The organism is Haladaptatus halobius (assembly GCF_020618475.1).
In the GTDB taxonomy this organism is placed as follows: Archaea; Halobacteriota; Halobacteria; order Halobacteriales; family Haladaptataceae; genus Haladaptatus; species Haladaptatus halobius.
On sequence record NZ_CP085336.1, the window covers coordinates 713,375 to 736,576 of the forward strand.

28 protein-coding genes and 2 pseudogenes are annotated in these 23,202 nt (G+C 63.8%); 12 read left to right on the forward strand and 18 right to left on the reverse strand.

The window, feature by feature from the left end; translation table 11 throughout:
- Positions 1 to 92 precede the first annotated feature (92 nt).
- Positions 93 to 845, forward strand: a complete 753-nt coding sequence (locus tag LIW51_RS20350) for an HFX_2341 family transcriptional regulator domain-containing protein (RefSeq protein WP_227378297.1) — start codon at positions 93 to 95, stop codon at positions 843 to 845.
- Positions 846 to 1,039: 194 nt separating this feature from the next.
- Here LIW51_RS20350 and LIW51_RS20355 read toward each other — a convergent pair whose 3' ends face one another.
- From LIW51_RS20355 to LIW51_RS39340, 3 genes and pseudogenes are all read right to left on the reverse strand, one after another.
- Positions 1,040 to 1,420 (reverse strand): response regulator, encoded by a 381-nt coding sequence (locus LIW51_RS20355; RefSeq protein ID WP_227376843.1) that lies wholly within the window; start codon positions 1,418 to 1,420, stop codon positions 1,040 to 1,042.
- Positions 1,417 to 1,602, reverse strand: a complete 186-nt coding sequence (locus LIW51_RS40000; RefSeq protein ID WP_227376844.1) for a hypothetical protein — start codon at positions 1,600 to 1,602, stop codon at positions 1,417 to 1,419. Before LIW51_RS40000 ends, LIW51_RS20355 begins: the two co-directional genes overlap by 4 nt.
- Positions 1,578 to 2,275 (reverse strand): annotated as a pseudogene (locus tag LIW51_RS39340) (RAD55 family ATPase). The gene LIW51_RS40000 and the pseudogene LIW51_RS39340 overlap by 25 nt, the downstream one beginning before the upstream one ends.
- 150 nt (positions 2,276 to 2,425) lie before the next feature.
- On the opposite strand from LIW51_RS39340, the gene LIW51_RS20370 reads away from it, so the two are divergent.
- A complete protein-coding gene (locus LIW51_RS20370) occupies positions 2,426 to 3,094 on the forward strand; it encodes a cyclase family protein (RefSeq protein ID WP_227378298.1) in 669 nt (222 codons plus the stop codon).
- 229 nt (positions 3,095 to 3,323) lie between these two features.
- On the opposite strand, the gene LIW51_RS20375 is transcribed toward LIW51_RS20370, so the two are convergent.
- From LIW51_RS20375 to LIW51_RS20390, 4 genes and pseudogenes are all read right to left on the reverse strand, one after another.
- The gene (locus LIW51_RS20375; RefSeq protein WP_227376845.1) at positions 3,324 to 4,070 is read right to left on the reverse strand and encodes a ribonuclease H-like domain-containing protein; all 747 of its coding nucleotides are present in this window, start codon (positions 4,068 to 4,070) and stop codon (positions 3,324 to 3,326) included.
- A 23-nt stretch (positions 4,071 to 4,093) separates the two neighbouring features.
- Positions 4,094 to 5,062, reverse strand: coding sequence for a PKD domain-containing protein (locus LIW51_RS20380; RefSeq protein ID WP_227376846.1), 969 nt, complete (start codon positions 5,060 to 5,062; stop codon positions 4,094 to 4,096).
- Between the two features lie 121 nt (positions 5,063 to 5,183).
- A pseudogene (locus LIW51_RS20385) lies at positions 5,184 to 5,450 on the reverse strand (ATPase domain-containing protein); the annotation flags it as partial.
- Complete coding sequence (locus LIW51_RS20390) at positions 5,396 to 5,797, reverse strand: ATPase domain-containing protein (RefSeq protein WP_227378299.1); 402 nt, start codon at positions 5,795 to 5,797, stop codon at positions 5,396 to 5,398. The gene LIW51_RS20390 and the pseudogene LIW51_RS20385, both read right to left, overlap by 55 nt.
- Positions 5,798 to 6,137: 340 nt before the next feature.
- On the opposite strand from LIW51_RS20390, the gene LIW51_RS20395 reads away from it, so the two are divergent.
- The 4 genes from LIW51_RS20395 to LIW51_RS20410 all read left to right on the forward strand — a co-directional run bounded on the left by LIW51_RS20395 (position 6,138) and on the right by LIW51_RS20410 (position 9,375).
- Positions 6,138 to 6,986, forward strand: a complete 849-nt coding sequence (locus LIW51_RS20395; protein ID WP_227376847.1) for a QcrA and Rieske domain-containing protein — start codon at positions 6,138 to 6,140, stop codon at positions 6,984 to 6,986.
- A 288-nt stretch (positions 6,987 to 7,274) separates the two neighbouring features.
- Entirely contained in the window at positions 7,275 to 8,264 is a 990-nt protein-coding gene (locus LIW51_RS20400) for a glutathione S-transferase family protein (RefSeq protein ID WP_227378300.1), read from the forward strand.
- A 94-nt stretch (positions 8,265 to 8,358) separates the two neighbouring features.
- Positions 8,359 to 8,916, forward strand: a complete 558-nt coding sequence (locus LIW51_RS20405) for a thioredoxin family protein (RefSeq protein WP_227376848.1) — start codon at positions 8,359 to 8,361, stop codon at positions 8,914 to 8,916.
- A 60-nt stretch (positions 8,917 to 8,976) separates the two neighbouring features.
- Positions 8,977 to 9,375, forward strand: a complete 399-nt coding sequence (locus LIW51_RS20410; protein WP_227376849.1) for a DoxX family protein — start codon at positions 8,977 to 8,979, stop codon at positions 9,373 to 9,375.
- Positions 9,376 to 9,408: 33 nt separating this feature from the next.
- Here the strand turns inward: LIW51_RS20410 and LIW51_RS20415 are convergent, their stop codons facing one another.
- Entirely contained in the window at positions 9,409 to 9,639 is a 231-nt protein-coding gene (locus tag LIW51_RS20415) for a hypothetical protein (protein WP_227376850.1), read from the reverse strand.
- A gap of 131 nt (positions 9,640 to 9,770) precedes the next feature.
- Between LIW51_RS20415 and LIW51_RS20420 the strand changes: the two genes are divergently transcribed.
- From LIW51_RS20420 to LIW51_RS20435, 4 genes are all read left to right on the forward strand, one after another.
- On the forward strand, positions 9,771 to 9,995 hold the full coding sequence (locus LIW51_RS20420; protein ID WP_227376851.1) for a hypothetical protein: 225 nt from the start codon (positions 9,771 to 9,773) through the stop codon (positions 9,993 to 9,995).
- Positions 9,996 to 10,131: 136 nt separating this feature from the next.
- A complete protein-coding gene (locus tag LIW51_RS20425; protein ID WP_227376852.1) occupies positions 10,132 to 11,496 on the forward strand; it encodes an oxidoreductase in 1,365 nt (454 codons plus the stop codon).
- A 33-nt stretch (positions 11,497 to 11,529) separates the two neighbouring features.
- Positions 11,530 to 13,374: a DEAD/DEAH box helicase gene (locus tag LIW51_RS20430; RefSeq protein ID WP_227376853.1), complete on the forward strand. Its 1,845-nt coding sequence runs from the start codon at positions 11,530 to 11,532 to the stop codon at positions 13,372 to 13,374.
- Between the two features lie 59 nt (positions 13,375 to 13,433).
- A complete protein-coding gene (locus LIW51_RS20435) occupies positions 13,434 to 13,661 on the forward strand; it encodes a CDGSH iron-sulfur domain-containing protein (protein WP_227376854.1) in 228 nt (75 codons plus the stop codon).
- Positions 13,662 to 13,721: 60 nt separating this feature from the next.
- Here LIW51_RS20435 and LIW51_RS20440 read toward each other — a convergent pair whose 3' ends face one another.
- From LIW51_RS20440 to LIW51_RS20470, 7 genes are all read right to left on the reverse strand, one after another.
- Positions 13,722 to 14,072 (reverse strand): hypothetical protein, encoded by a 351-nt coding sequence (locus LIW51_RS20440; RefSeq protein WP_227376855.1) that lies wholly within the window; start codon positions 14,070 to 14,072, stop codon positions 13,722 to 13,724.
- A 27-nt stretch (positions 14,073 to 14,099) separates the two neighbouring features.
- Positions 14,100 to 15,329 carry a threonine synthase gene (gene thrC, locus LIW51_RS20445; protein ID WP_227376856.1) on the reverse strand — a complete coding sequence of 410 codons (1,230 nt, stop codon included), beginning with the start codon at positions 15,327 to 15,329 and terminating at the stop codon, positions 14,100 to 14,102.
- Positions 15,326 to 16,087 carry an HpcH/HpaI aldolase family protein gene (locus LIW51_RS20450; protein ID WP_227376857.1) on the reverse strand — a complete coding sequence of 254 codons (762 nt, stop codon included), beginning with the start codon at positions 16,085 to 16,087 and terminating at the stop codon, positions 15,326 to 15,328. Before LIW51_RS20450 ends, thrC begins: the two co-directional genes overlap by 4 nt.
- Positions 16,088 to 16,215: 128 nt before the next feature.
- A complete protein-coding gene (locus LIW51_RS20455) occupies positions 16,216 to 16,497 on the reverse strand; it encodes a hypothetical protein (protein WP_227376858.1) in 282 nt (93 codons plus the stop codon).
- A 54-nt stretch (positions 16,498 to 16,551) separates the two neighbouring features.
- A complete protein-coding gene (locus LIW51_RS20460; protein WP_438267376.1) occupies positions 16,552 to 17,289 on the reverse strand; it encodes a hypothetical protein in 738 nt (245 codons plus the stop codon).
- Entirely contained in the window at positions 17,205 to 17,390 is a 186-nt protein-coding gene (locus LIW51_RS20465) for a hypothetical protein (protein WP_227376859.1), read from the reverse strand. The genes LIW51_RS20460 and LIW51_RS20465 overlap by 85 nt, the downstream gene beginning before the upstream one ends.
- A 31-nt stretch (positions 17,391 to 17,421) precedes the next feature.
- The gene (locus LIW51_RS20470) at positions 17,422 to 20,397 is read right to left on the reverse strand and encodes an FAD-binding and (Fe-S)-binding domain-containing protein (protein WP_227376860.1); all 2,976 of its coding nucleotides are present in this window, start codon (positions 20,395 to 20,397) and stop codon (positions 17,422 to 17,424) included.
- A 358-nt stretch (positions 20,398 to 20,755) separates the two neighbouring features.
- On the opposite strand from LIW51_RS20470, the gene LIW51_RS20475 reads away from it, so the two are divergent.
- Positions 20,756 to 21,055: a PadR family transcriptional regulator gene (locus LIW51_RS20475; protein ID WP_227376861.1), complete on the forward strand. Its 300-nt coding sequence runs from the start codon at positions 20,756 to 20,758 to the stop codon at positions 21,053 to 21,055.
- Here LIW51_RS20475 and LIW51_RS20480 read toward each other — a convergent pair.
- Entirely contained in the window at positions 21,052 to 21,282 is a 231-nt protein-coding gene (locus LIW51_RS20480; RefSeq protein ID WP_227376862.1) for a hypothetical protein, read from the reverse strand. The two genes, LIW51_RS20475 and LIW51_RS20480, sit on opposite strands and share 4 nt — an antisense overlap.
- Before the next feature lie 51 nt (positions 21,283 to 21,333).
- Between LIW51_RS20480 and LIW51_RS20485 the strand changes: the two genes are divergently transcribed.
- Entirely contained in the window at positions 21,334 to 21,819 is a 486-nt protein-coding gene (locus LIW51_RS20485) for a hypothetical protein (RefSeq protein ID WP_227376863.1), read from the forward strand.
- Here LIW51_RS20485 and LIW51_RS20490 read toward each other — a convergent pair.
- Positions 21,750 to 22,139 (reverse strand): hypothetical protein, encoded by a 390-nt coding sequence (locus tag LIW51_RS20490; protein ID WP_227376864.1) that lies wholly within the window; start codon positions 22,137 to 22,139, stop codon positions 21,750 to 21,752. The two genes, LIW51_RS20485 and LIW51_RS20490, sit on opposite strands and share 70 nt — an antisense overlap.
- Positions 22,140 to 22,246: 107 nt before the next feature.
- The gene (locus tag LIW51_RS20495; RefSeq protein ID WP_227376865.1) at positions 22,247 to 23,125 is read right to left on the reverse strand and encodes an NAD(P)H-binding protein; all 879 of its coding nucleotides are present in this window, start codon (positions 23,123 to 23,125) and stop codon (positions 22,247 to 22,249) included.
- Between the last annotated feature and the right edge of the window lie 77 nt (positions 23,126 to 23,202).

Below are 23,202 nucleotides of genomic sequence, written 5' to 3' on the forward strand. Positions count from 1 at the left end.
GCCGGTGGGCCGGACGAGTCGGACACGTCCGCAATGGATTCGGTGACAGAGGAACCGCCGGCTTTTATCAGATGCGTGCGAACGGCCGGACGATGCGCTCCATCGACGAGGTTCATATCGCGCCGTTGGGGTTCGAGTACGACCGGATACTTGGCCCCATCCGAGAGCACGGCGTCGACGTCCTGTATCTCCTCGAACACGACGAACCGTCGGCCGAACGACCCGACTATCACGACGAACTGAAGGCGGCACTCGACGACGCAGGCGTCGACGTGCGGACGCGTACCGTCGATCTGCTCGACATCTACGCCGTGCTCGGCGTCGTCACCACCCTCGTCTCCGAGCACGGTGACGATATCGTTCGCGTAAACGTCGCTAGCGGGTCAAAACTCTCCGCGGTCGGCGCGGCCATCGCCTGCATGGCGACGGACGCGACCGCCTACTACGTCCATCCGGAAGGGTACACATACGAAGACCACGACGAACGCCAGAGCTACGGTTACGTCGGCGAAGAGGTGCTTCCGACCTATCCCATCGAATCGCCGACGCGCGACCAGGTGGCCGTGATGGATTACCTCGACGAAGCGGATACGGAAGTGTTCTCGCCGAAGAAGAAGGATATCATCGACCACGCCGAGGAATCGAGGTTGACGTTCATCGCGGACAGCGACCCTGCGAACGACAAGGCGAAGTTCGCCCTGCTCAACGCGAACATCGTCGATCCGTTGACCGAGGACGGGTACGTTGAAGTCCGGAAGGTGGGCCGACAGAAACAGGTAACGCTGACCGAAACGGGGCGAGACGTACTCAGGGCGTTCCGGCACAAACTCCGACGGTCAGAATAGTACGGTTGGTTTCAATACTATCGATAGTTTCGGAATAGAATTGAATTATTCCGCCGGAGAATCGCTAACTGATGACGATGTAGCGAACACCGTCCTCGCCACCCGCACCGCTTCGGCCCTCTCCGCGCCGCCCTCCCCCACGGACGGTAACCTACTCGTCATCGGTTCTCCCTGCCGAGCGAAAACGGAGTCGTTTACTGGTTCATCCGGATATACTCCATCAGCCCGCGTATCGTCGCCTGCAAATCGGCTTTGTCGACCGGGTTTTCGAGGAGGGACTGTGCGCCTCGGCTGACGGCCATCTGGCGCATCTGTGGCGGAATCTCCGCGGCTAGAACGAGCATGGAGATATCGCGGTCGTTGAGCTGGTTGCACCACTTCCAGATATCCTCGGTGAATCCATCCACGTCGAGGACGGCGATGGTGACGTCGTTCCGTCGGTCGAGGAGTCGGTCGAACTCCGCGATGGAGGTCGAAATCTCCACATCGTAGTCACCGCTTCTGAAAAGGTTGGCGAGCAGTTCGAGATTGCGCTCCCGTTTCCCGAGCGCGAAGACGAGAGCGGTGTCGTTCATCGAGCGTCTTCCGGCCGCGTCGCAGGTTGCTCCAGTGCCTGCTCGGGTGAACCGGTGAGGACGCCGCTGAGTTCGTTCAACGGTTCGCCGACCATGATACCGTGTTCTGTGATGCGGAACTCCCGAAGCGTGCGTTCGAAATCGCTCGTGCGCTTTTTCAGAACGCCGATGGCCTTCCGCATCTCGCCCGTCGTTTCGAGGTGGCGGAGGAAGACGATGTTGTCGGCGAGGTAGCTGATTCCGGCCTCGATCGCCTGAAATTCACCTGTGATAGTGTCGATTTCGTCGACGAGGATACGGTCACGCCCGCGTTCTTCAGGTAGCGACAGAGCGTGTGGAGTTTGCGAATCAGCATGCGCTCGTCGTCGTCCCGAAGCGATAGTTTGTAGCCGTCGATACCGTCTATCATGACGATGCTGGTGTCGTTCGCTTCGACCTCCTGTCGAACCGCGTCGGCGAACTCCGTCGCGGAGCGGTCGAGCGATTCGACGCGGTTGGTGATCGCTTGCGTCAACGGTTCCTGCTCGACCTCGTTCGGTGCGAAGATGTCGTACGACTGTTCTTCGGTGAACACGTCGGAGTCCGAACTCAAGTCGAGAAAGTGAACGTCGGATAGGTCGATATCGACCGCCGCCGCGTTGGCGCGAACGTCGTCTTCCGACTCCTCCAGGTTGATGAATAACACCGTCTCGTCCGCGTCGACGCCCGCGGTGAGGTATTTATCCCCAAAATGGTCTTCCCGGTGCCCGGGTCGCCGCGGAGGAGATAGCTTCGCTCTGCGATGAAACCACCGTTTACGATCTCGTCCAGTCCCGCCGTCCCCGTTGATATCCTCGTCATTGAATTGTCAGTCATATGTGATGTTGCCGTATTTGGCCGCCGTGAGAGTATATTTCTATCGGAGTAGGAGGTACGACGACGGACGTAAGTGGTAACGGTAAAAGGATTGATAATCCAGCTCTCGAACGGCGGGATTTATTGCGCCGACGCGGGAATGAAGAGGGGATGTATCGCGACCTCTCGCACCCGCTGGAGACGACGACGGTGTACCCCGGCGACCCCTCCGTCGAGATCGCTCCACATGCGACTCACGAGGTGGACGGTTACCGAGTCTCGCACCTCGAACTTGGAAGCCATAGCGGTACGCACGTCGACGCCCCCTGTCATACCGAACCTGACGGGCGATCGCTCGATTCGTTCCCCATCGAAACCTTCGCATTCGACGCCCTGCTGGTGGATTGCCGCGGAAAAGGAGCGCGAGACGCCGTCGAGTGCGACGACCTGCCGGAACCGACCGAGGACGACCTACTCGTCTTCCGGACGGGATGGGACACTCGCTGGGGTACGGACGCCTATTTCGACCACCCGTATCTCACGAGCGACGCCGCCGCGTGGTGCGCCGACCGCGGCTACCACGTCGCCATCGACGCCCTCAGCGTCGACCCGACGCCGGCCGAGAACGCCCGCGACGACGAACCTGAGGGCGTGCCCGCCCACCACGAACTCCTCGGAGACGACCGCCTCATCGTGGAGAACCTAACCGACCTCGACGGACTGCCGGAGCGGTTCACGCTGTACGCGTTTCCGTTCTCGGTCGGCGGTGTGGACGGTGCGCCGGTTCGCGCCGTGGCGGAGTTCCAAGGCGGCGAAGACGCACTCGTTTCGATAGATTGACTTGTAACGTCGCGTAGCGGACATACAGGCGAAACCGCCCTCCGAATCGACCGAACTTCGTCGTCTTCTTTCTTGCCGACATCGCGTCGCTGCTCGGAGTCATCGCGGTCGACGCGGCGTGGAGCGACGCCATCTTCGTGGCGTGTCCGTTCTTCGTCGTGTTCTTCGCCGTCGCTACGTTCCTCGAAGGGGAGTGGAGTCCCGAGTGATCGAGTGGCGAACTGACCTCTCAGGGTAGATGGCAGGCGAACACGTCATCGTGAAGCGCGTCGCAGACGTGGTCTAAGATGGTCTCCAGATTCCGCGTGTCGTACTGGTTGTACCGAACGAGGGTGTCCAGCGCGTCCTCGTCGCCCGCTTCGTACCGATACCAGAGTCGAACCGCGTCCTCGCCGCTGATGTCCATCCCGCCGCGACCGATTCCGAGTTCCGATTCGACCGCGCTCAGCCCGCCGGTCAGTCCAAGACGCTTGCAGGGGTACAGCAGGTCGACGTGGGGCGTGTCGAGCGACAGGTCGAACTCGTGTTCGAGGAACTGCTGGTCGAATCGCTTTCCGTTGAACGAGACGAGCAGGTCGGACTCGCCGAGTTCGCGCCGGAGGGCATCTCGCGTGAGGTCGTCGCCGCGGACGAGTGTCGTCGTCTCGCCGTCGCGGTGGAGGCTGACCGTGGTGACGACGCTGGAGTGGTGGCTCAGACCAGTCGTCTCGATGTCGAAAAAGCAGGTGTTCGGGCGGAAGTTCTCGTAGAGTCGCCAGCTCTCGCTGCTTGGGAACTCGGACGCGAAAAAGCGCGAGTTGCCGTCGTCCAACTGCTCGCTGGCGGTGGCGATGAACGACTCGATTCGGTCGCCCGTCGTGCTCCCGACGAAGGAAGGGTCGAACTCGTCCCAGTGAGTGACCCCGTTTCGCCACAGTTTTCGTTCCGTCTTCTCGCCCACCCCGCGGACGGGAATGAAACTGTTCTCGATTCGCATTGCCGAAGGATACCGCGAGAGGGTTAAATGCGTTGTCTCTTACGGACGAGATGAATCAACGCGACGAGCGCGACGAGAAATCCGAAGCCTGGCTGGCCGTCGCTCCTGACGTCGTCCGTCTCAGGCCGCGCGGTCAGCTCCCCGGTTGCGGTCGTGACCTGGTCGGTCGCCGTCGCGACCGATCGAAGACGACACGCTCCGTTCGGACGTTTCCTGCCCTGTCGCGCGCAGTGACGACAAATTCGGTCGGAGCTACGGGCCACTCCAAGGTGTCGACCCCGTAGGACGAGCGGTGCTCGCCGAGCGTACCTCATGATGCGAGAGAGCCATTCTCGCTCCGGTTCGTCCGGTAGGAAACATCGGAAATCGCGGTGTCGGAAACGACCGCGCGTAGAGGGGTGCCGGGTCGCACGTCTTGCTGACCCGCCTCGACCGTGAGTTCCGGCGGTTCGACGTCCACCGTCAGGGTCGCCGTGTCGGACGCCGACTCGTGGGGGAGCGGGGTCGATTCGTTCACGAGTCGGAATGCCACCGAGTGGTCGCCGGGAGCGAGACCGGCGACCGTCACGGGGCAGGACGCGGGTCGCCACGCCCCGTCGTCGATGGCGTACTCCGCGTCCGCTCCGTCCGCGTTCGCCACGTCGTAGTCCAGCGTGGCCTCGCTCCCGTTGAGGAACCCAGCGGTCGCTCGCCGCCCGAATCGCGGGCGCTTCGGTCGCGGATACGTCGAGCGTCGCGGAGTCGGCGTTACCGGCGGCGTCGTAGGCGGTCACCCGAACCGCGCGCGACCCGACCGACTCGAACGCGTTCGAGACGGTGGGGGTCTCCGTCTCGACCATCGTGCCGTCGCCGAACTCCCAAACGTACCGAATCACACCGCCCGCATCGGTCGTCCTCCCGGCGTCGAAGGTGGTCGGAACGCCGACGCCGGTCGGCCCGCTGATCACCGTGACCGTCCCGCGCTCCAGCCCGCCGTGGAGCAGTTCGTCCATCTCGGGGGCGCCCGGACGGTAGCGGTTCGGCCGTGAACTCGCACCCTCCTCCGCTCGGTTCGAGCTCCGGATGTATCTCGATGCCGCCCGCGCCGATTCGCATCGAGTGGCTCCTCTCGCGGATGCAGATGGACGACCCGCGGAACTTCGGGACGCTGACGGTGCGCCCTGCCTCTGCACGTTCGAGTTCGATGGTGCCGTCGGTCACGTACTGGAGGTCGTCGTCCGGCGATAGCTCGGTGTTCTCGGAGGTGACCAAGACGGTCGTCCCGTGCTCTTTCAGGTAGCGCATGAACGCGATGACCTGTTTGCGGAACTGGTACTCGTCCGAGGTCAGATATCGGAGTTTCGTGAGCGGATCGATGAAGACGCGGTTGGGGCGAGCGATTCGACGCGGTCGGTGATCGCCTGCGTCAACAGTTCCTGCTCGACCTCGTTCGGTGCGAAGACGTGGTAGTACTGTTCTTCGGTGAACACGCCAGAATCGGGGCTCAAATCGAGGAAGTGAACGTCGGAGAGGTCGATGTCGACCGCCGCCGCGTTGGCGCGGATGCCGTCTTCCGATTCCTCCAGATTGACGAACAGCGCCGTCTCGTCCGCGTCGACGCCCGCGGTGAGGTAGTTCATCCCTAAAAGCGTCTTCCCGGTGCTTGGGTCGCCGCGAACGAGGTAACTCCTCCCTGAAACGCGTCCGCCCTGTAATATCTCGTCCAGCCCGGATACGCCACTCGATATCCGTTCTGGCGGATTGTGGCTCTTACTAGTACATTGTCGCTACATTCGGCATATATCTCTATTGGGCGTGAGATGCGGTAATCGCGGACGTACGTGGTGTCGAATAAGATTCGAAATATCATCAATACCGAAACGATTAATCGTCGCCCGTCTGAGGGCGGTCAATCCTCCGAGAACCGCGCCGGTAAACGACCGATTTCTCGGCCGCGTTGCGAAGTAAGCCGGGGAATCTACCGAGTGAGCCGACGAATAACAAAGAGTGGTGCATCCCTAGCCGAATCGTTGCGCGGAGGGTGCGGGACGACGCGACCCGTGCCCCGTCGCGCGAAGGTGAACAAAAATGTCAGAGGCGGACAAGTATCCGGAGGACACGTCGCGCCGTCGCTTCGTCAAAGGAGTCGTCGGAAGCGCGGCGCTGGCGGGAATCGGCACGGGAACGGCGGCGATGCTGAACACGGCCACCGCACCGTCCGGTGCGGGCGGCGGTATCGTCCAATATTTCGGCGTCGAGAACGTCGCCGGACCCGCACCGCGACCGATGCCGCAGATTCCGGTCGAGTTAGACGACGAAGGGAATCTCCGAGGAATCTGGCCGAACGTACAACAGCGAGAACAGGAAGGTCGAACCGTCACCGTCGCGGAGATGGAGATCGGCGGCGTCACCTACTCCTCGGAGTGGTTCCAGTACTGCGGCGTCCAGACGTATCCCGGCGTCGAACCCAAGGCCGACCAGGACAACTACTTTCGCTACACGTCGTCGGCGCAGTACGAGTGGCAGTCGCAGGAGGTTTCCGGCGGGAACAGGGTGAACATCGCGGACTTCGACGATTACCAATCGTGGGGGAACGGTATCGGCAAATCGGGACTCGGGAAGCCCGCGATGGCGACGTGGCGGTCACAGGACGTTCCGGCCAGCGGAACGATTCCGATTCAGATAATTCGAAGCGAGCAGGTACGACAAATGGCGAACGAGAACCAGTGGCTCCAAGCGAGCACCGAGGAGGGTTTCATCGCCATCATGGACAAGTGTACGCACTTCTGTTGCGTCCCGCTGTTCAAAGCCGACCCGACCAGCGCAAAGTTCAACGCCGCGAACGAGATCTACTGCCCGTGCCACCAGTCGGTGTACGACCCCTTCTCCATCGAGCGGGTTTCGTTCGTCGCGCTGCCGCGACCGGATGACGAGTAGAATTGTGGAGTTAGAACGCTCGGACCGACCCCCGCGACCGAATCCGAAGAACGGCTCTTCGGGACTATTCGGGTGGATTTCTGTATAGCTATTTGGAAATCTAGACAAAAATCTACTCATATATCTAGATAGCTATCGGGAGAATTTGCCAACGCACGCGCTAAGCGGACATCTTTCGCAGGCGGCCGCCGCCGGATACGGCTCCTTCCGCATCCGCTCGACGGGAGAGTTCCGGAAGAGACGTGGTGAAGCGGTGTGGCTAAACCGCGCGAGAACCTATCGGTAGACATGAACATGCTCGTAGACGGCGAGTGGAAACGGGACGCCTACGAGACGACGAACGACGAGGGCGCGTTCCAGCGCCAGAAGACGACGTTCCGCGAGTGGGTCGAGGCGGGCGAGGGGAGCGAGTTTCCGGCGGAGTCGGGGCGCTACCACCTCTACGTCTCGTACGCCTGCCCGTGGGCGCACCGAACGCTCGTCACGCGGGCGCTGAAGGGGCTCGAAGACGAAATCTCGGTGTCAGTCGTCGACCCCTACCGCCGGAACGACGGGTGGGAGTTCTCACCCGACAAACCCGGTTGCACCGCCGACGCCGTCACCGGAGCCGACTACCTGCGCGAGGTGTACGTCGAAGCCGACCCCGAGTTCACCGGGCGCGTGACGGTTCCGGTGCTGTGGGACAAAGAGCGCGAAACCGTCGTGAACAACGAGTCAGAAGAGGTAATGCGGATGTTCGACACCGCGTTCGACGGTATCGCTGAGCGGGACGTGACCTTCTATCCCGAAGAGTACCGCGACGAGGTGGACGACACGATCGACGCGATCTACGAACCGATCAACAACGGCGTCTACCGGGCGGGGTTCGCGGAGACGCAAGCCGCGTACGAGGAAGCCGTGACCGACCTGTTCGACGCGCTTGACCGGTGGGAGGGCGTGCTCGCCGACAAACGCTACCTCTGCGGGCCGGCGCTGACGGAGGCGGACTTCTGCATGTTTACGACGCTCGTGCGCTTCGACGCGGTGTACGCGACGCACTTCAAATGCAACGTGCGGCGAGTCGTGGACTACCCCAATCTCTGGAACTACCTGAAGGAACTCTACCAGTTGCCGGGGGTCGCCGAAACGGTGCGGATGGACCATATCAAGGAGCACTACTACCGGAGCCACGGCGACATCAATCCGAAGCGAATCGTCCCGAAGGGGCCGGAACTCGACTTCGGGGAGGAACACGACCGGGAGCGACTGCCGGGCGGACCGCCCGAAGAACTTCGATAGCTCGGCGGACGCCGATCCTTCTCGGTCGGGCGGTCCGACTGAGACCGATGGGTTCAGGACAACGTATTTTTACGCTCGGGGGGAACTTTCGGGCATGGTGATGAAAGAGTCCGAGGCGGAGATTGGACGCGATGACCCGGTTCCGAACTTCGAACTGCGGGGCACCGACGAGGAGACGTACACGCTCGCCGATTTCGCCGAGTACGACGCGGTGTTGCTCGTGTTCACCTGCAACCACTGTCCTTACGCGCAGGCCAAGTTCGACCTGCTGAACGACGTGGCGGCGGAGTACGACGACGTGGCCGTGGTCGGCGTCAACTCGAACGACGCCGAAGAGTATCCTGACGATTCGTTCGAAGCGATGCAGGAGTGGGTCGAGGAAGGTCGCATCCGGTACGACGCCTACCTCCGCGACGAGACGCAGGACGTGGCAGAGGCGTACGGTGCGGTGTGTACGCCCGACCCGTTCCTCCTGCGAAACTCGGGTGATACGTTCACCCTCGCGTACCACGGACGACTGGACGACGCACTCAATCCGGACGACGAACCCACCGAGATATACGTCCGCGACGCCATCGATTCGGTACTGGCGGGCGAGGACGTGGACTTGGAGTTCATGCCTTCGCGCGGCTGTTCTATCAAGTGGAAGTGAGGCGGCGAATCGCACCGGTTGTGAGCCACCTTTACGCGAGCGCGAACTACCGACGTCCGTATGTCCGAGACGAACGACAAAGTATCAGACACGACCGCCTTCAGGATAGCTCGACTGCTCTACGGCGGCGTGCTCATCCTGACGGCGATCTCTGGGTTCAGGAACGTCGACGCTCAGAGCGCGTACGCCGAGTCGAAGGGGGTACCGAAGCCGGAACTCTCGGTCGTCACGTCGCACTGGCTGTTGCTGGTCGGCGGCGTCGGTATCAGCCTGTGGCGTTATCCCGCAGTCGCGGCAAGTTCCGTCGTGGCCTTCTTCGTCGGCGTGACGCCGACGATACACGACTTCTGGAGTCACGAGGGCCAGCAGCGACAGAACGAGCGAAATCACTTCCTCAAGAACGCCGCGCTCGCGGGTGCAGCCCTCGCATTCCTCGGGATTGGGGAGCGAAAGAAGTAGGTCCGTCACTCGCGCGGCGGTACGCCGCGGTTTCTACCTGCGAACTCGTTCGATACGTCCTTGCCCGTGTTCTTTCACCTGCTCGAAACGGGAGCGAGCGGTCGCCCGTTTCTCGCCGATAGTCGCACCGACAAGCGCACCGACGGCACCGCCGGTGCTCGCCGTCTTTCGACTGATCAATCCACCCACAGCACCACCGATCGCCGCGCCGATGGCGGCGTGACGAGCGCGACTCAACGCGCGTTCGAGGCGAATGGAACGCATACCGAGTAACTCGACTTCGAGACGGATAAATGCACACGCCGTTCGGAGTTGGTTACCGGCGATACTTCGACCTACGACCAACGAGGGGGGCGAGAGTCACGTTGATGTCGCCTCGCCTCGAAAAAGAGACTATGGTGGGTGCGTTGACGGTGTTTCCGATGAAAGGGCAGTCGGGTCGTGCACTGCTGTTCACCGCTTACCTACTCCTAACGCTTGGTTTCGCCGCCGCGGTCGCAATCTCCTTCGATGCCGGCGGCGGCGCGTTCGTGGGCTTGCTGTTCGGCGTCGCCGTCCTCCTCTTCGTCCCGTTTCGGTGGTTGTACAGGAGAGCGGTCGCTGGAATCGTCTTCGAGTGAGAAAGAGAGAGAGGAGGAGCGTCGTTCGCCGACGCGGGGAACGGTCGCGAACGACGGACCCGGCGACGCGAAAATTCTCTACCGCGTCGAACTATCACGAACCTTTACCCCCGAACGCGCCGAACACTTATTCGTAGTGTCCGCACTCGAAGACCCGCTCGACGTCGGGGGTGTCGAACTTCGAAATCGGCTTTATCGCGCACCGCTCCTCGAATGCGCCGGAAACGGCCCAGACGCAGTGGATACGCTGATTCGGGAACTCGAACCCGCCGCCGAGTCGGGGGTGGGGTTGATATGTCAGGGTGCGACCGTTGTCCGCGGGGAAGGCGGCTGCGCCGCGCCGGGGATGACCCGCGTCAGCGACCCCGAGTTCGTCGCGCGATTGGAGCGATTGACCGATGCCGTACACGACCACGGAAGCCGAATCTTCGTGCAACTCGAACACGGCGGCCTGCGGAGCATGGAGACGTGGCACGCGGGCTACCGCGCCGACCACCCCGACCTGAAGCAACTCGTCGTCTCGCGCCCGCCGCGCGCGCTTCGCGCGCTCGACCGCGTCGGATTTCTCGACTACGACCCATACGTCCTCGACACCGAGGAGGTGTACGACCTCGCGGCGGATTTCGGGCGCAGCGCCGAGTACGCTGTCGATGCTGGCTACGACGGAATCCACATCGCCGGGGCCAACGCGGGCATCGTCCAGCAGTTCCTCTCGCCGTTCTACAACCGCCGAAGCGACGAATTCGGCGGCTCGCTCGCCGCACGAACGCGATTCATCGAACTCGTATTCGAGGAGATCCGCGACCGAGCGGGGCGGGACGTGCCAGTCGTGACGAAAGTACCCGCCGAGACGGCCGCGCCGCCGTTTGTCCGGCGACGCGTCTCGCTCGCTGACGGCGTGCGAATCTGCGAGCGACTCGCCGGGGCGGGTTTCGATGCGCTCGTCCCGGTGCAGGTGTCGGTGTTCTGGGACGCGAGCATTGTCCGCGGCGAGTTTCCCGCCCGCGCGTGGCGCGACGAGCGATTCCGCGGGGGCTACGCCGAGGCGTTTGGAAGTACGGCGCGAACCGGTCTCGTCGCCCTGCTCAACTGGTTGCAGTCCAAAATGTACGATTTCGAACCGGCGTGGAACCGTCGGTACACCCGGCAGGTCGCGGAGCGCGTCTCGGTGCCGGTGCTCGCGGAGGGCGGCATCCGAACCCGGAACCAGATAGACCGCCTGCTCGCCGGCGGCGACTGCGACGCAGTGGGGATGGGACGGCCGTTTTACGCCGAACCGCGGCTTCCGGCCCGAATCCTCGACGAAAGGGCCGAACCCCGCGAAACCGCCGTCGTCTGCGAGAACTGCAACAACTGCACCGTCCCGCAAGCGGCCGACGCGCGCGGAGTGTGTCGAACCCCGAGCGTCCTCGAAAAACGCGGAGCGCTCCGCGAGGCGGGAGCCTACGACCGAGTAGAGGCTTCCGGCCGAGGGGAGTCTGACGACCGCGGAGAGTCGTAACGAGTATTCGGCGGGAGCCCCAATCGCTCGACAGTGACCGACGAGGATTACGAGATTTCGGATTTCTACGACGCCATCGAGGATATCGGGCGACCGGTGCTCACCGCCGAGGAGGTGGCGCGCGCCCTAGACTGCTCGCACGAAGCGGCGAATCGCGCGCTGGAGCGTCTGACCAACGAGCGAGAGGTAGCCCGTCTCGACGTGGAGAGCGACCCGGTCGTCTGGTTCCCGACCGAGTGGGAGCGACTGGCCGACCGGGAGCGAATCGTCGTCTTCCCGAAACGCCGCGAAATCGTCGCCGACCAGCCCCGACAGTTCACCCGCGCACAGCTATCGCAGTTCGCGCACCTCACCGACACGACCCGAACTGGAAGCTACTCCTACGAAGTACGCCAGGAGGATATCTGGTCTGCGCCCTACGACTCCCTCGACGAGCTGATGCGGACGGTTCGACAGGTGCTCCCGGAGCCGTCGCCGGACTTGGAGGCGTTCGTCGAACAGCAGTGGAAGCGCGCCAGACAGTTCCGCCTCTACACGCACGACGACGGTTACGTCGTCCTCCAAGCCGCGAGCGACGACCTGATGGGCAACGTCGCGCGACAGAAGTTGGACGAGAGCCACCTGCGCGCGTCCATCGCGGACGACGAGAGTTGGGTCGCCGAGGAGAAAGTCGCCGAGGTCAAGCGAATGCTCTACGAAGCAGGCTACCCCGTTCGAGACGAGCGAGACCTCGACACCGGCGACGAACTCCCCGTCGAACTCCGCCTCGACCTACGCGACTACCAACGCGAGTGGGTCGAGGAGTTCATGGAGATGAAATCGGGCGTCCTCGTCGGCCCGCCGGGAAGCGGGAAGACGGTCGCCGCGATGGGCGTCCTCGAAGCTGTCGCCGGGGAGACGCTGATCCTCGTTCCGAGCCGAGAACTCGCGGGACAGTGGCGCGACGAATTGCTCGCGCACACCACCCTCTCGCCGGAGCAGGTCGGCGAGTACCACGGCGGCGAGAAGAACGTGCGCCCCGCGACCATCGCCACCTATCAGACCGCCGGGATGGACAGACACCGCCAGTTGTTCGACCAGCGGCGCTGGGGTCTCATCGTCTACGACGAGTGCCAGCACATCCCGAGTCGAGTCTTCCGCAGGAGCGCGAACCTCCAGACGAAACATCGGCTCGGACTGTCGGCGACGCCGGTTCGGGAGGACGACAAGGAGAAGGACATCTTCACGCTCATCGGTCCGCCCATCGGCACGGACTGGGACGCCCTGTTCGAGGCGGGCTTCGTCGCCGAACCCGAAGTGGAGATTCAATACGTCGGCTGGGACGACGAGACGTATCACGGCGAGTACGCCAACGCCACCCAGCACGGCAAGCGCCAAATAGCGGCGTCGAACCCCGCGAAGATAGACGAGATTCGCTACCTGCTGGCCGAACATCCGACCGCGAAGGCGCTGGTGTTCGTGGAGTTTCTGGAGCAGGGCGACGACATCGCCGAGGCGTTGGACGTCCCCTTCGTCAGCGGGCAGATGCGCCACGCCGAGCGAGAGCGCCACCTACAAGCGTTCCGCGACGGTCGCCTCGACACCCTCGTCGTCTCTCGCGTCGGCGACGAAGGAATCGATCTGCCGGACGCAGAGTTAGCCATCGTCGCGTCCGGTCTCGGCGGTTCCCGGCGGCAGGGCGCGCAACGCGCCGGACGAACCATGCGACCCGCCGGGCGCGCGCGGATGTACGTGCTCGCCACGCGCGGAACGCGCGAGGAGGAGTTCGCCCGCCAGCAGTTGCGCCACCTCGCGTCGAAAGGAATCAGAGTTCAGGAGGTGGTCGCGGACGAAACGGTCGCTGACGACGTTTCAGAGGACACGGTTGCGGAGGACTGAACGCCCGCGGCCGGTGGGCGTCCGGCGATATTGAAGTGTCGAGAGGCACAAACTCCGCCATGGCCCGCGAAGTTCGCCACGCCGCGACCGGCCCGCTAAAAATCGACGAGGACGACTTCGACGACGAGAAAGGCAACGTCGCGCTCTGTCTGTGCGGTCTCTCCGACGACTACCCCTTCTGCGACGGGACGCACCGTGCAACGAGAGACGAAAAAGAGGGCGTCGTCTACCGGTACAAGGACGGCGAGCGCCGCGTCGTCGAGGAGATTCGCTACGCCGACGAGTAGCGATATCCCCGACGGCGATATCAACGGGTAACTACACGAGCGAATCGGTGGCAACAACTACTAACTGAGTTCGAGGGGTGCTAGCAGTATGCAATCCGGGGGAGCGACGCTGACGCTGCTAGTCGTGGTAACCGTGGGGGCGGTCGCGGGGGCCGGATTCGGTTCCGGCTGGCGACGAGCCAACCCGACTTCGTAACGCCGACGGCCGACATCGACTACACCTGCCGAAACGTGACCGTGTCGGTCGAGCCGAAGTGGGTGAGCTACAGCCTCGTCATCACCTACCGCGATACCGTGACGGGCGACGAGGGGAAGGCGCTGATCGGCCCGATGAACGGGACGGTGACCGAACCGGTACGGCCCCGAGTTCGTGTTCACGAGCATGGAGGTGGTGAGCAACGGGGCGAGCATCGAGACCGGCTACGTTCCGGCGCGCTGTTATCCGGACGACCCGGAGACGAGCGACCGAACCAGCTTCGAGAGTTCGGCCATCCGAGTCTCCTGCGGAGTCGCGGCAGTCGCGGTCTGTTCGCGGAAGCCGGTGCCGGTCGCAACCGCGACGACGTGATCGTCGGACGTGATTTTATCTCGCTCTGAGAGTCGGCGAATTCCCGCCAGCGTCGTCGCCGAGGCCGGTTCGACACTGAGACCCGCTCGACGGGCGAAATGACGCTTCGCGTCGAGAATTTCCTCGTCCGACACCGAGAGAACGCCCCCGTTCGTCTCTCGAGCCGCCGCCAGCGCGCGATTCCCGCTCGGCGGGTCGGCGTTTGCGATGGAGTACGCCACCGTCTCGTCCCCGTCGACCGGCGTCACCTCGTCCGCGTTGGAGCGATACGCCCGCGCGATGGGGTCGCAGGCCGCCGCCTGCACGAAGTAGAGGCGCGGGAGCGCGGCGAGCGCGCCGGCCTCGCGGAGTTCGCGCAGGGCCTTCCAGATGGCGCTCGCGTGTCCGCCGCTACTGACGGGGGCGACGATGGCGTCAGGAGTGCTGGGAGCGTCGCCTCCGACGGAACCGCCGAACGGCGAACTCCGCGAGTCGTTAGCGTCCGCAAACGCCTCGTAGATCTCCAGCGCCGTCGTCTTCTGGCCCGCGACTCGGTAGGGGGTGTCGGAGTTGACGAACCGAACGCCCCGTAGTTCGAGGCTCTCGTCGTAAAGTCGGCCGTAGTCCCCTTCGACCCGCACTATCTCGGGGTCGTACTGTGCGATGTGTGCGAGACGTTCCGAGGGGATGTCGTCGGGCACGAGGACGAGGCAGTTCGTTCGAGCGCCGGCCGCGGTGGCGGCCACGCTCATCGCCATGTTACCGTGCGAGACGGTACCGACCCAGTCGTCGCCCGCTTCGAGGGCGCGGGCGACGCCGACCGCGCTCCCCCGGTCTTTGAAACTCCCGGTCGGATTCCTCCCCTCGTCTTTGACCCAGAGCGTGCAATCGGCGTACTCGTCCAGCCGCGGCGTGCGGAGCAGCGGCGTCCCGCCCGCCACCGACCCGACGCCCGGCGGTGGCTCCACCGGAAGCAGGTCGGCGTAGCGCCACACGCCTCGCTCGTGCGAGTCTGACCACGAGAAATCGGCGGCGTCGGCCGTCAACCAGAGCGGTTCGCCGCACTCGCAGCGCGCACCCGCCGCCGCCTCGCGGCCGCACCGATAGCAGACGAGCGTCATCGAGTCGCGTCCTCGTACGCTCGTTTCGCCTGAGTCGCGCCATCGATGACGTACCCGAAGTCGACGCCGACCACCTGGAAATCGAATCCCGCGTCCGCCCACCGCGCCACGTCCTCGGTGTCGAAGGCGATGGTTCCGACCGCCGTGTCGGTCTCCCGTCCCGCGTCCAAGACAGCGGAAACCTCGGTGTCCAACGAGTCCGTCTCGCCGAACCGTCCGACCGACGCCGAGAGGTCAGTCGGGCCGACGAACAGGGCGTCGATACCGTCCACGGCGGCGATAGCGGCCGCGTTCTCGACGCCCTCCGCGGTCTCGATCTGAGCGACGACGAGGAGTTCGTCGTTCGCCCGTTCGAAGTAGTTGGCCAGTTCGAGTCCGTACGTCGAAGCTCGAGCGCCGGCGACGCCTCGACTTCCATCCGGCGGATAACGCGTCGCTTCGACTACTTTTCGGGCTTGTTCGACCGTCTCCACCATCGGGACGATAACACCGGAAACGCCGGTGTCGAGGACACGCTTGATTCGAGTCGAGTCGGCGTCGGGCACTCGGACGATAGGCACCGTCTCGCCGCCCGCGGCGTCCACCGCGCGGGTGAGATTCTCGACCGTTTCCAGCGACATCGAGGTGTGTTCCGCGTCGACGACCGCGAAGTCGAAGCCGAGTTCGGCGCTCACCTCCGCGACCGTCGGGTGTCCGATCGAGAGCCACGTGCCGACGACGGACTCGCCGGAGTGCACCGCCTGTCTGAGTTCGTTCATACGCCATCGAACGCACGGGAGGGAAAAATAGCTACCAGGTACGGTTCGGGTGAACGCCGTCACTCCGTTCCGGTCAGTCGACACCGTCGGTTCTTTCCGGTCGGTGAGCACCCGGCATCGTTTCTCCGTCAGTCGGAACCCGTCACGCTGTAGATGACGAACAAGTAGCCGACCGTCGAGACGGCGTAGTTCACGGTCAATAGTACCCGACTGTTCTGGAAGTCGTAGAGAAACGCGCTGAACGTGGTAGCGATGGCGGCCGCGACGAGAATCGAGAACCCGACCGAGAGGATGAGCATCGACCGGCGGGACGTCTGGATGTACGCCCGTATCGCCAGCCCCACCATGGTGAGACCGGTCGTCGCGAGGACAACGCTGAGTACGATATAGGTAATTTCGATAGGTTGCATCTGATGAGTCGCTCTCGTTATCCGTCAATTACAAATCAGTCATCGGATTTAAAATTATTCCATGGAGTGATTCAGTAGCTCGACCGGATGACGCGGCGACTCGACGGGGAGCGCGTCGAGCTGCTCCGAACAGGACGCACCGCTCGCTAACACGATTTCGTCGGCTATCTCCTCGGACAGCGACTCGCCGACGGCGACGCTCAGGTCGTAGTAATCGGCTTTGTAGCCGAAACTGCCGGCCATCTCGCAGCACTCTGCGTCGGTCGTCTCCACGTCGTAACCCAGTCGTTCGAGCACGGCGACAGTGTACGGTTCGATGCCGAGCGTCCGCGCCTGACAGTGGGCGTGGTAGGTTACTCGGCGCGTGGTTCCGTCGGACGAAAGGGCATCCGCGTTCGCGCCGTTCTCCAACAGACCGTAGACGTATTCCAGCAGTTCGTAGCTGTTCTCCCGAAGCGGGTCGGGGTCGGAGAGGAGGTGGTCGTAGTCGCGCCGGAGCATGGCGAGGTGGCGGGCGTGCCCCCGCGTCGTCTCGACCATCCCCTGCGAGAGCGGTGCGCGCCCCGTCGAAGGCAACTTCGGAACGCGCACCGCGACGCCGAGCGATTCGAGCACCCGCACGGCGGCTTTTCCGCGTTCGACGTGGATGTAGTTCGTGGAGGGGTCGGGATAGAGGACGGCCTCGCGCTCCGCTACGTCGGCGGGAATCAGGTCGCGCGTGACGGATGCGGGGAGCGAGACGCCGTCGAAGGAAAGCGGCGTCCCGACCGCGGGTTCGGTTCGACGACGCACTCCGCGTTCGTTTCCGCGCTCGCGGAGTGCGTCGTCCGGGCGAACTCGACGCCGAGTTCCTGGAGCGACTCTCGGAAGGCGGCGACGGTGTCGGCGGACATGGCCGAACGTGGCACGTTCTCCGATAAAAAGTTATGGTCGGTGTAACGCGTCCGCGACCTTCTCGATGGGATGAGGAGGACGCTTTTCGTAATCTTCGAGTTGCGTCCGACAGGACGCACCGGGCGCGACGACGGACTCCGCGTCGCTCTCCTCGACTTGTTCGAACAGGATTCGACCGATGGCCTGCGAGAGGTCGTACTGCTCCGCGCGGTAGCCGAAACTGCCGGCCATGCCGCAGCAACCGCTGTCGAGGGGGTCGACCTCGTAGCCCGCGCGTCGGAGGACGCCGACCGCGTGGTGGTCGCGCCGGAGGGCTTTCTGGTTGCAGTGGCCGTGGTAGGCGAGCGATTCGTCCACCGAGTCGAACTCAATGCCGTCGTCCAATCGCTTGCGGTCGACGAACTCGCAGACACCGAACGCGTTCGCCGCGACCTCCTCGACGGCCTGCGCCGCCGACGAGTCCGCCAGCAGGTCGCGGTACTCGTCCTGGAACATCACCGCGTCGGATGGCTCCACGAACACCACCGACCAGCCGTCGGCGACGCGGGATTCGAGCGCTGAAACGTTACTTTCGGCCTGTTCTCGTGCTTTGTCGAGAAAGCCTTCGGAGTAGGCGGCTCGACCGCTCGGCGCGAGGTCGGCGGGAACCTGCACGTTGACGCCCGCCGCCTCGAGGACTCTGACGGCGGCCTTGCCGGGGACGGGGTGGCTGTAGTTCGTGAATGTGTCCGGGAAGAGGACGACGCGCTCGGTCGCGACGTCCGCGGGAATCTGGGGGCCGCGGGCGTCGAACCAGTCCACGAGCGTCTCCCGCCGGAATCGAGGAACGTCCCGCTCGGGGGCGATGCCGAACGCCTTCTCAGCGACGTAGTCCGCACCCGGAAGCTTCGCGGCCCAGTTCGAGACGGGGGCTAGCGCGCTTCCGAGCGCGGAGACGCGGTCGATGTCGGCGAACAGGCGGTCGCGGACGCTCGCGCCATCCTTCTCGTGTTTGGCGTGTTTTACCTCGGCTTTGAGTTTCGCCAGATCGACGCCGGTCGGGCAGTCGCGGGCGCAACCCTTGCAGCCGAGACAGAGGTCTAACACCTCATTCTGGAACCGGTCGGTGAATATCTCCTCGGTCGGAATTTCGCCGCTGATGGCGGCCCGGAGGAGGTTCGCTCGGCCGCGCGTGGTCGTCATCTCGTCTTTCATCCCGCGGTAGGAGGGACACATCGTCTCGCTTCCGGTCTGACGACAGGTGCCGCAGCCGTTGCAGAGCTCGACGAGGTGCGAGAAGCCGCCCTCGTCGGAGAAATCCTGCACGGTGGTCGGTTCGATGGAGGAGTACTCGACACCGTACCGGAGGTTCTCGCGCATGTCCGCGTCCTCCTGAAAGACGACCTTGCCGGGATTCATCCGCCAGTCGGGGTCGAACGTCGTCTTCAGTTCCTGAAACGCGCTCCAGAGCTGTGACCCGTACATTTTCGGGTTGAACTCGGTTCTGGCGAGACCGTCGCCGTGCTCGCCCGAGAAGGCCCCGTGATGGTCAAGCACCAGCGAGGTTACGTCCTCGGCGATGGAGTGCATCGTCTCGATGCCGGCTTCCTCTTTCAGGTTCAGGATGGGGCGGATGTGGAGGGTTCCGCTCCCGGCGTGGGCGAAGTAGGCCGCCGTGGTGTCGTGATCTTCGAGGACGGCCATGAACTCCCGAACGTACTCGGCGAGTTCCTCGGGCGGGACGGACGCGTCCTCGATGAAGGGGTACGGTTTCGGGTCGCCCTCCATGCTCATCAGGAGCGGGATGGCGGCTTTCCGGAGCTTCCAGAGTTTGGCCCGTTCCTCGTCCGAGTAGGCTTCGAGCACGTCGAACGCCTCGCCCGCGCCGATGAAGTGGGCCGTCGTCTCCGCGATAGCGCCCTCGAAATCGTCATGGAGTTCGGAGTCGAACTCCAGCATCAGGGCGCCCTCCGCGCTCTCCGGAATCGGTTCGGCGGCCGCCGCGAACTCGGTCGAGTTGCGGGCAAGTCGGAACACCTCGTCGTCCATCAACTCGACGGCGCTCACGTCGAATTCGAGCGCCTCGGGAACCGCCGCCAGCGCTGAGACGAGGTCGTCGTAGCAGTACAGCGCGAGCGCGGTCTCCTCGGGGCGGGTGACGAGGTCGAGGGTAGCGCGGACGACCACCCCGAGCGTCCCCTCCGCCCCGACGAACAGTTTCGAGAGGTTGATGCACGTCTCGCCGTCGCGCTCGTAGACGACCTTGTGGAGGTTGTAGCCGCTGACGCTGCGCTTGAGCGTCGGGTAGCGGGCGGCTATCTCCTCGCGGTTGTCCTCGACCAACCCTCGGACGGCGCGGTACAGTTCGGCCTCGCGGTCGTCCTTGCCGACGAGTTCGTCCCACTCCTCGCTGTCGAGGACGACTTCGCGGGTGTGTACGAGCGACCCGTCCGTCAACACCACGTCCAGTTCGGCGGTGTAGGCGTCGGTGATGCCGTACCGAACCGAGTGCGCCCCAGTCGAGTTGTTGCCGATGCCGCCGCCGACCGTCGCCCGGTTGGAGGAGGCTGGGTCGGGCGCGAACTTCAGATTCCACCGTTCGAGGTGGTCGTCCAGGTCGTCCTGAACGACGCCGGGTTCGACCACCGCTTTTCGGTTTTCGGGGTCGACGTTCACGATGGCGTCCATGTGCCGCGAGCAGTCGAGGACGACGCAGCCCGGCCCGACCGCCTGTCCGGCGAGCGACGACCCGGCACCGCGCGGGAGGACGGGAGCGTCGTGGTGGGCGGCGACGCGAACCGCGGCCTGCACGTCTTCGGCGCAGGTCGGAAAGACGACCCCCGCCGGGCGAGCCTGATAGATGCTTCCGTCCGTGGCGTACAACACCTGCGTGTACTCGTCGAAGCGGACTTCGCCGTCGACCTCGGCGCGCAGGTCGGCGGCGAGAGCGGGGTGGGCGTCGGACGGCTCGTAGCCGAGCGAATCGCGGTACGTCTCGAAGTCGAGGGTCTCGTTCCCTGTCGCCATGCCAGAGAGGAACAGACATATCGGCTTAAATCCGATGTCGAATTCAAGTATCGCCGCACCCCATATTTGTCACTTATTTTATCTGAATCGACCGCAACGGACGCCCATCGACGCTTCGATTCTCGCGCCGTTTCGCTGGGAGATGTCCACCGACGCCGAGCGCCGTAGCGAGGACGTGACGAACCGTGAAGATAGTTCACGGTTTGGGGATAGCCGTCTAATGTCGTTCGAGCAACAGGTCGCACGTCCGAAGGGGACGGAGAGTGGAAGAGGTAAACCGCAAGCAGACGAAGAGTATAACCCGATTTGGCCATCACTCTTTTGTCTATTGCATGATTCTGTAGTCCTAGGGAGAACCATGCACGACCTGACTGGTTTCCAGCGGGACTTGCTGTATGTCATCGCTGGGTTAGACGAACCTCACGGCCTCGCCATCAAAGAAGAGCTTGAAGCCTACTACGAGAAGGAGATTCATCACGGCCGACTCTACCCGAATCTCGACTCGCTGGTGGACAAAGGGCTGGTCGAGAAGGGCCAGCGAGACCGCCGGACGAACTACTACACGCTCACTCGCAGAGGAGCGCGGGAGATCGAAGCGCGCCGGGAGTGGGAAGAGCAGTACGTCGGCGAAGATCTCGCCCAGACGCAGGCGATCTAGGGCAAGAGCGCCGCCCCGAGAACCGCCGCGTCGAGTGCTCTGACGTGCCCGAGAACCGGGTTCGTTTCGCTCGTCACGTAGCCACTGCCGGATGTTTCGAGCACTCTGAGACTCGTGAGACGTTCGACGTGCATCCAGACCGTTTTTCGGGGGAGACCGACGAATTCGTGGAGGTCGTCCTGTGTGAACGATTCGTCCGCGTCCGGGGAGAGCAGCGCGTCTAGCATCAGCCGAACCGCCTCCGGAGTAGCGAAGTCGGGGAAGCCGTCAGATGCGCCGTGTTCGGCGGCGGCGCGTCGGAGTCGTCCGGCGGTTCGGGCGACGACGCTCTCCGGATTCGGGCGGTAGATTCCGTTTTCTTCTCGAAACGCGCCGAGCGAGACGAGGTCGTCCAGACTCCGTTCGAAGCGCTCCGCGTCCTGACCGAGTTCGCGCGCGAATTCGTCGAATTCCCACTCGCCGCCCGTTGCCGCGGCGAGCCGAACCAGTTCGCGGGTCGCGGCGTCGCGGGTCAGAAAGAGCCAACTGGAGGGGTAGGCCAGTCGCGCTTCCCGAATGCCTTCTTCGTCCGCGAGCGCTCACATCTCGTCGTGGTTCTGGGCGGTGCGGAGGGTCCAATCGCGGGTGTCTGCGTGGATCGCCATTGCTCATGTTCTGCACCAACGGTATTTAATATTACACTTCTCGCGCGACGTCAGGTGTCGGGCTTCGATTCGCACGAGACGCTCCACGAGATGTCCGAACGCGCCGCGAGCCGTCGGTAGATGGCGCGGAGGGCGGATGATCGAGTATCCGGAAGAACGTGTAGCTCGACCGACCCGTAGCGGACGACGACGCGGAACGTCGTGTCGCAGTCGTGGTCGCGGACGAGATACATCGGCACGGGGAGGTCGAACCAGTCGCCGAAGGTGTACGTGTCGTCGTCCAGTATCCCCGTCACGAGGGAGACGAGACATTCCTCGGAACAGTCCGAACCGGGCGAGAGCCGGAAGATGGTCTCGCCCTCGTAGCAGACGCCACCCTGTCGCGGATACCGCCGACGCGGGCGGTGCGGAATCGAGAACGACGGTTCGCTGTCGGACATGACTGCCATCCCTGTTTCCGACGTATGCCGTCATCAGTTAAATAGTTCAGCCACGGGAGCGAACGAAGGTGCGCAAAGACGCGCACTTCGCCACCGCGAAACGTGGTTCACGCGACGGTTCGCTGAACCGCCTCGTCGAACGGCGTCAACTCGACCGGGACGAGCGAGCGGATTCGGTCGTCTTCGACCACGGTGCGCGTCTTCAAGCCGAGGATGAGCGGGTGGGCGACCTCCTTCGGCACGTCGGTCACGATGTCCACCCAGTAGGCAGAGAGCTTCGGCGAAAGGATGGGCACGGGAATCATCACAGAAGGACGATTTAGCATCTCGCCCGTCCGGACGACCATCTCGCCGTAGGTCAGCACGTCCGGCCCGCCGATTTCGAATGTCTCGCCCCTCGTCTCGGCGCTGTCGAGGACGCCGACGAGATACTTCACCACGTCGTCGATGGCGACGGGTTGGCACTCGGTTCGAACCCATCGCGGGGTTATCATCAGGGGAAGTCGCGCGGCGAGTTGTTGAACCATTCGAAAGCTTGCGCTCCCCGCCCCGACGACAATCGCCGCCCGAAGAACGGTGAGGTCGTAGTCGCCCTCGGCGAGGATTCGTTCCACCTCCCTCCGGGATTTCAGGTGGTCGGAGAGCGTCGCACGCTCGCCGCCGAGTCCGCTGAGATAGACGACGCGAGTGACGCTCGTTCCGCGCGCCGCGTCGACGAAATTTCGCGCAGCCAACCGGTCGCGCGCAACGAAATCTCCCGCTTCGCCCATCGAGTGGACGAGGTAGTACGCGACGTCCACGCCGCGGAAGACGCCGACGAGGTTCTCTCGGTCTTCGAGGTCGGCTTCCACGACCGAAACGCCAGCCGGGGAGTCGTACGTCGAGGCGTCGCGTACGAGTGCGACGACATCCTCGCCGCGCGTCACGAGTTCGGGAACGAGGTGGCGTCCGACGAATCCGGTCGCCCCTGCGACGAGCACCGTCATTGCTCGATGGTTGGTCGCTTCGCCTAAAAGCTATCGGGCAATCCGAGCGATTATCCGCGTCGGGTGCGATGCGTCGG

Coding starts and splice junctions, on each gene's coding strand:
- LIW51_RS20350 (WP_227378297.1), top strand. CDS start 93: ATGCGCTCCATCGACGAGGTTCATATCGCGCCGTTGGGGTTCGAGTAC.
- LIW51_RS20355 (WP_227376843.1), bottom strand. CDS start 1,420: ATGAACGACACCGCTCTCGTCTTCGCGCTCGGGAAACGGGAGCGCAAT.
- LIW51_RS40000 (WP_227376844.1), bottom strand. CDS start 1,602: ATGCGGAAGGCCATCGGCGTTCTGAAAAAGCGCACGAGCGATTTCGAA.
- LIW51_RS20370 (WP_227378298.1), top strand. CDS start 2,426: ATGTATCGCGACCTCTCGCACCCGCTGGAGACGACGACGGTGTACCCC.
- LIW51_RS20375 (WP_227376845.1), bottom strand. CDS start 4,070: ATGCGAATCGAGAACAGTTTCATTCCCGTCCGCGGGGTGGGCGAGAAG.
- LIW51_RS20380 (WP_227376846.1), bottom strand. CDS start 5,062: ATGGACGAACTGCTCCACGGCGGGCTGGAGCGCGGGACGGTCACGGTG.
- LIW51_RS20395 (WP_227376847.1), top strand. CDS start 6,138: ATGTCAGAGGCGGACAAGTATCCGGAGGACACGTCGCGCCGTCGCTTC.
- LIW51_RS20400 (WP_227378300.1), top strand. CDS start 7,275: ATGAACATGCTCGTAGACGGCGAGTGGAAACGGGACGCCTACGAGACG.
- LIW51_RS20405 (WP_227376848.1), top strand. CDS start 8,359: ATGGTGATGAAAGAGTCCGAGGCGGAGATTGGACGCGATGACCCGGTT.
- LIW51_RS20410 (WP_227376849.1), top strand. CDS start 8,977: ATGTCCGAGACGAACGACAAAGTATCAGACACGACCGCCTTCAGGATA.
- LIW51_RS20415 (WP_227376850.1), bottom strand. CDS start 9,639: ATGCGTTCCATTCGCCTCGAACGCGCGTTGAGTCGCGCTCGTCACGCC.
- LIW51_RS20420 (WP_227376851.1), top strand. CDS start 9,771: ATGGTGGGTGCGTTGACGGTGTTTCCGATGAAAGGGCAGTCGGGTCGT.
- LIW51_RS20435 (WP_227376854.1), top strand. CDS start 13,434: ATGGCCCGCGAAGTTCGCCACGCCGCGACCGGCCCGCTAAAAATCGAC.
- LIW51_RS20440 (WP_227376855.1), bottom strand. CDS start 14,072: ATGCTCGCCCCGTTGCTCACCACCTCCATGCTCGTGAACACGAACTCG.
- thrC (WP_227376856.1), bottom strand. CDS start 15,329: ATGACGCTCGTCTGCTATCGGTGCGGCCGCGAGGCGGCGGCGGGTGCG.
- LIW51_RS20450 (WP_227376857.1), bottom strand. CDS start 16,087: ATGAACGAACTCAGACAGGCGGTGCACTCCGGCGAGTCCGTCGTCGGC.
- LIW51_RS20455 (WP_227376858.1), bottom strand. CDS start 16,497: ATGCAACCTATCGAAATTACCTATATCGTACTCAGCGTTGTCCTCGCG.
- LIW51_RS20465 (WP_227376859.1), bottom strand. CDS start 17,390: ATGTCCGCCGACACCGTCGCCGCCTTCCGAGAGTCGCTCCAGGAACTC.
- LIW51_RS20470 (WP_227376860.1), bottom strand. CDS start 20,397: ATGGCGACAGGGAACGAGACCCTCGACTTCGAGACGTACCGCGATTCG.
- LIW51_RS20475 (WP_227376861.1), top strand. CDS start 20,756: ATGCACGACCTGACTGGTTTCCAGCGGGACTTGCTGTATGTCATCGCT.
- LIW51_RS20480 (WP_227376862.1), bottom strand. CDS start 21,282: ATGCTAGACGCGCTGCTCTCCCCGGACGCGGACGAATCGTTCACACAG.
- LIW51_RS20490 (WP_227376864.1), bottom strand. CDS start 22,139: ATGTCCGACAGCGAACCGTCGTTCTCGATTCCGCACCGCCCGCGTCGG.
- LIW51_RS20495 (WP_227376865.1), bottom strand. CDS start 23,125: ATGACGGTGCTCGTCGCAGGGGCGACCGGATTCGTCGGACGCCACCTC.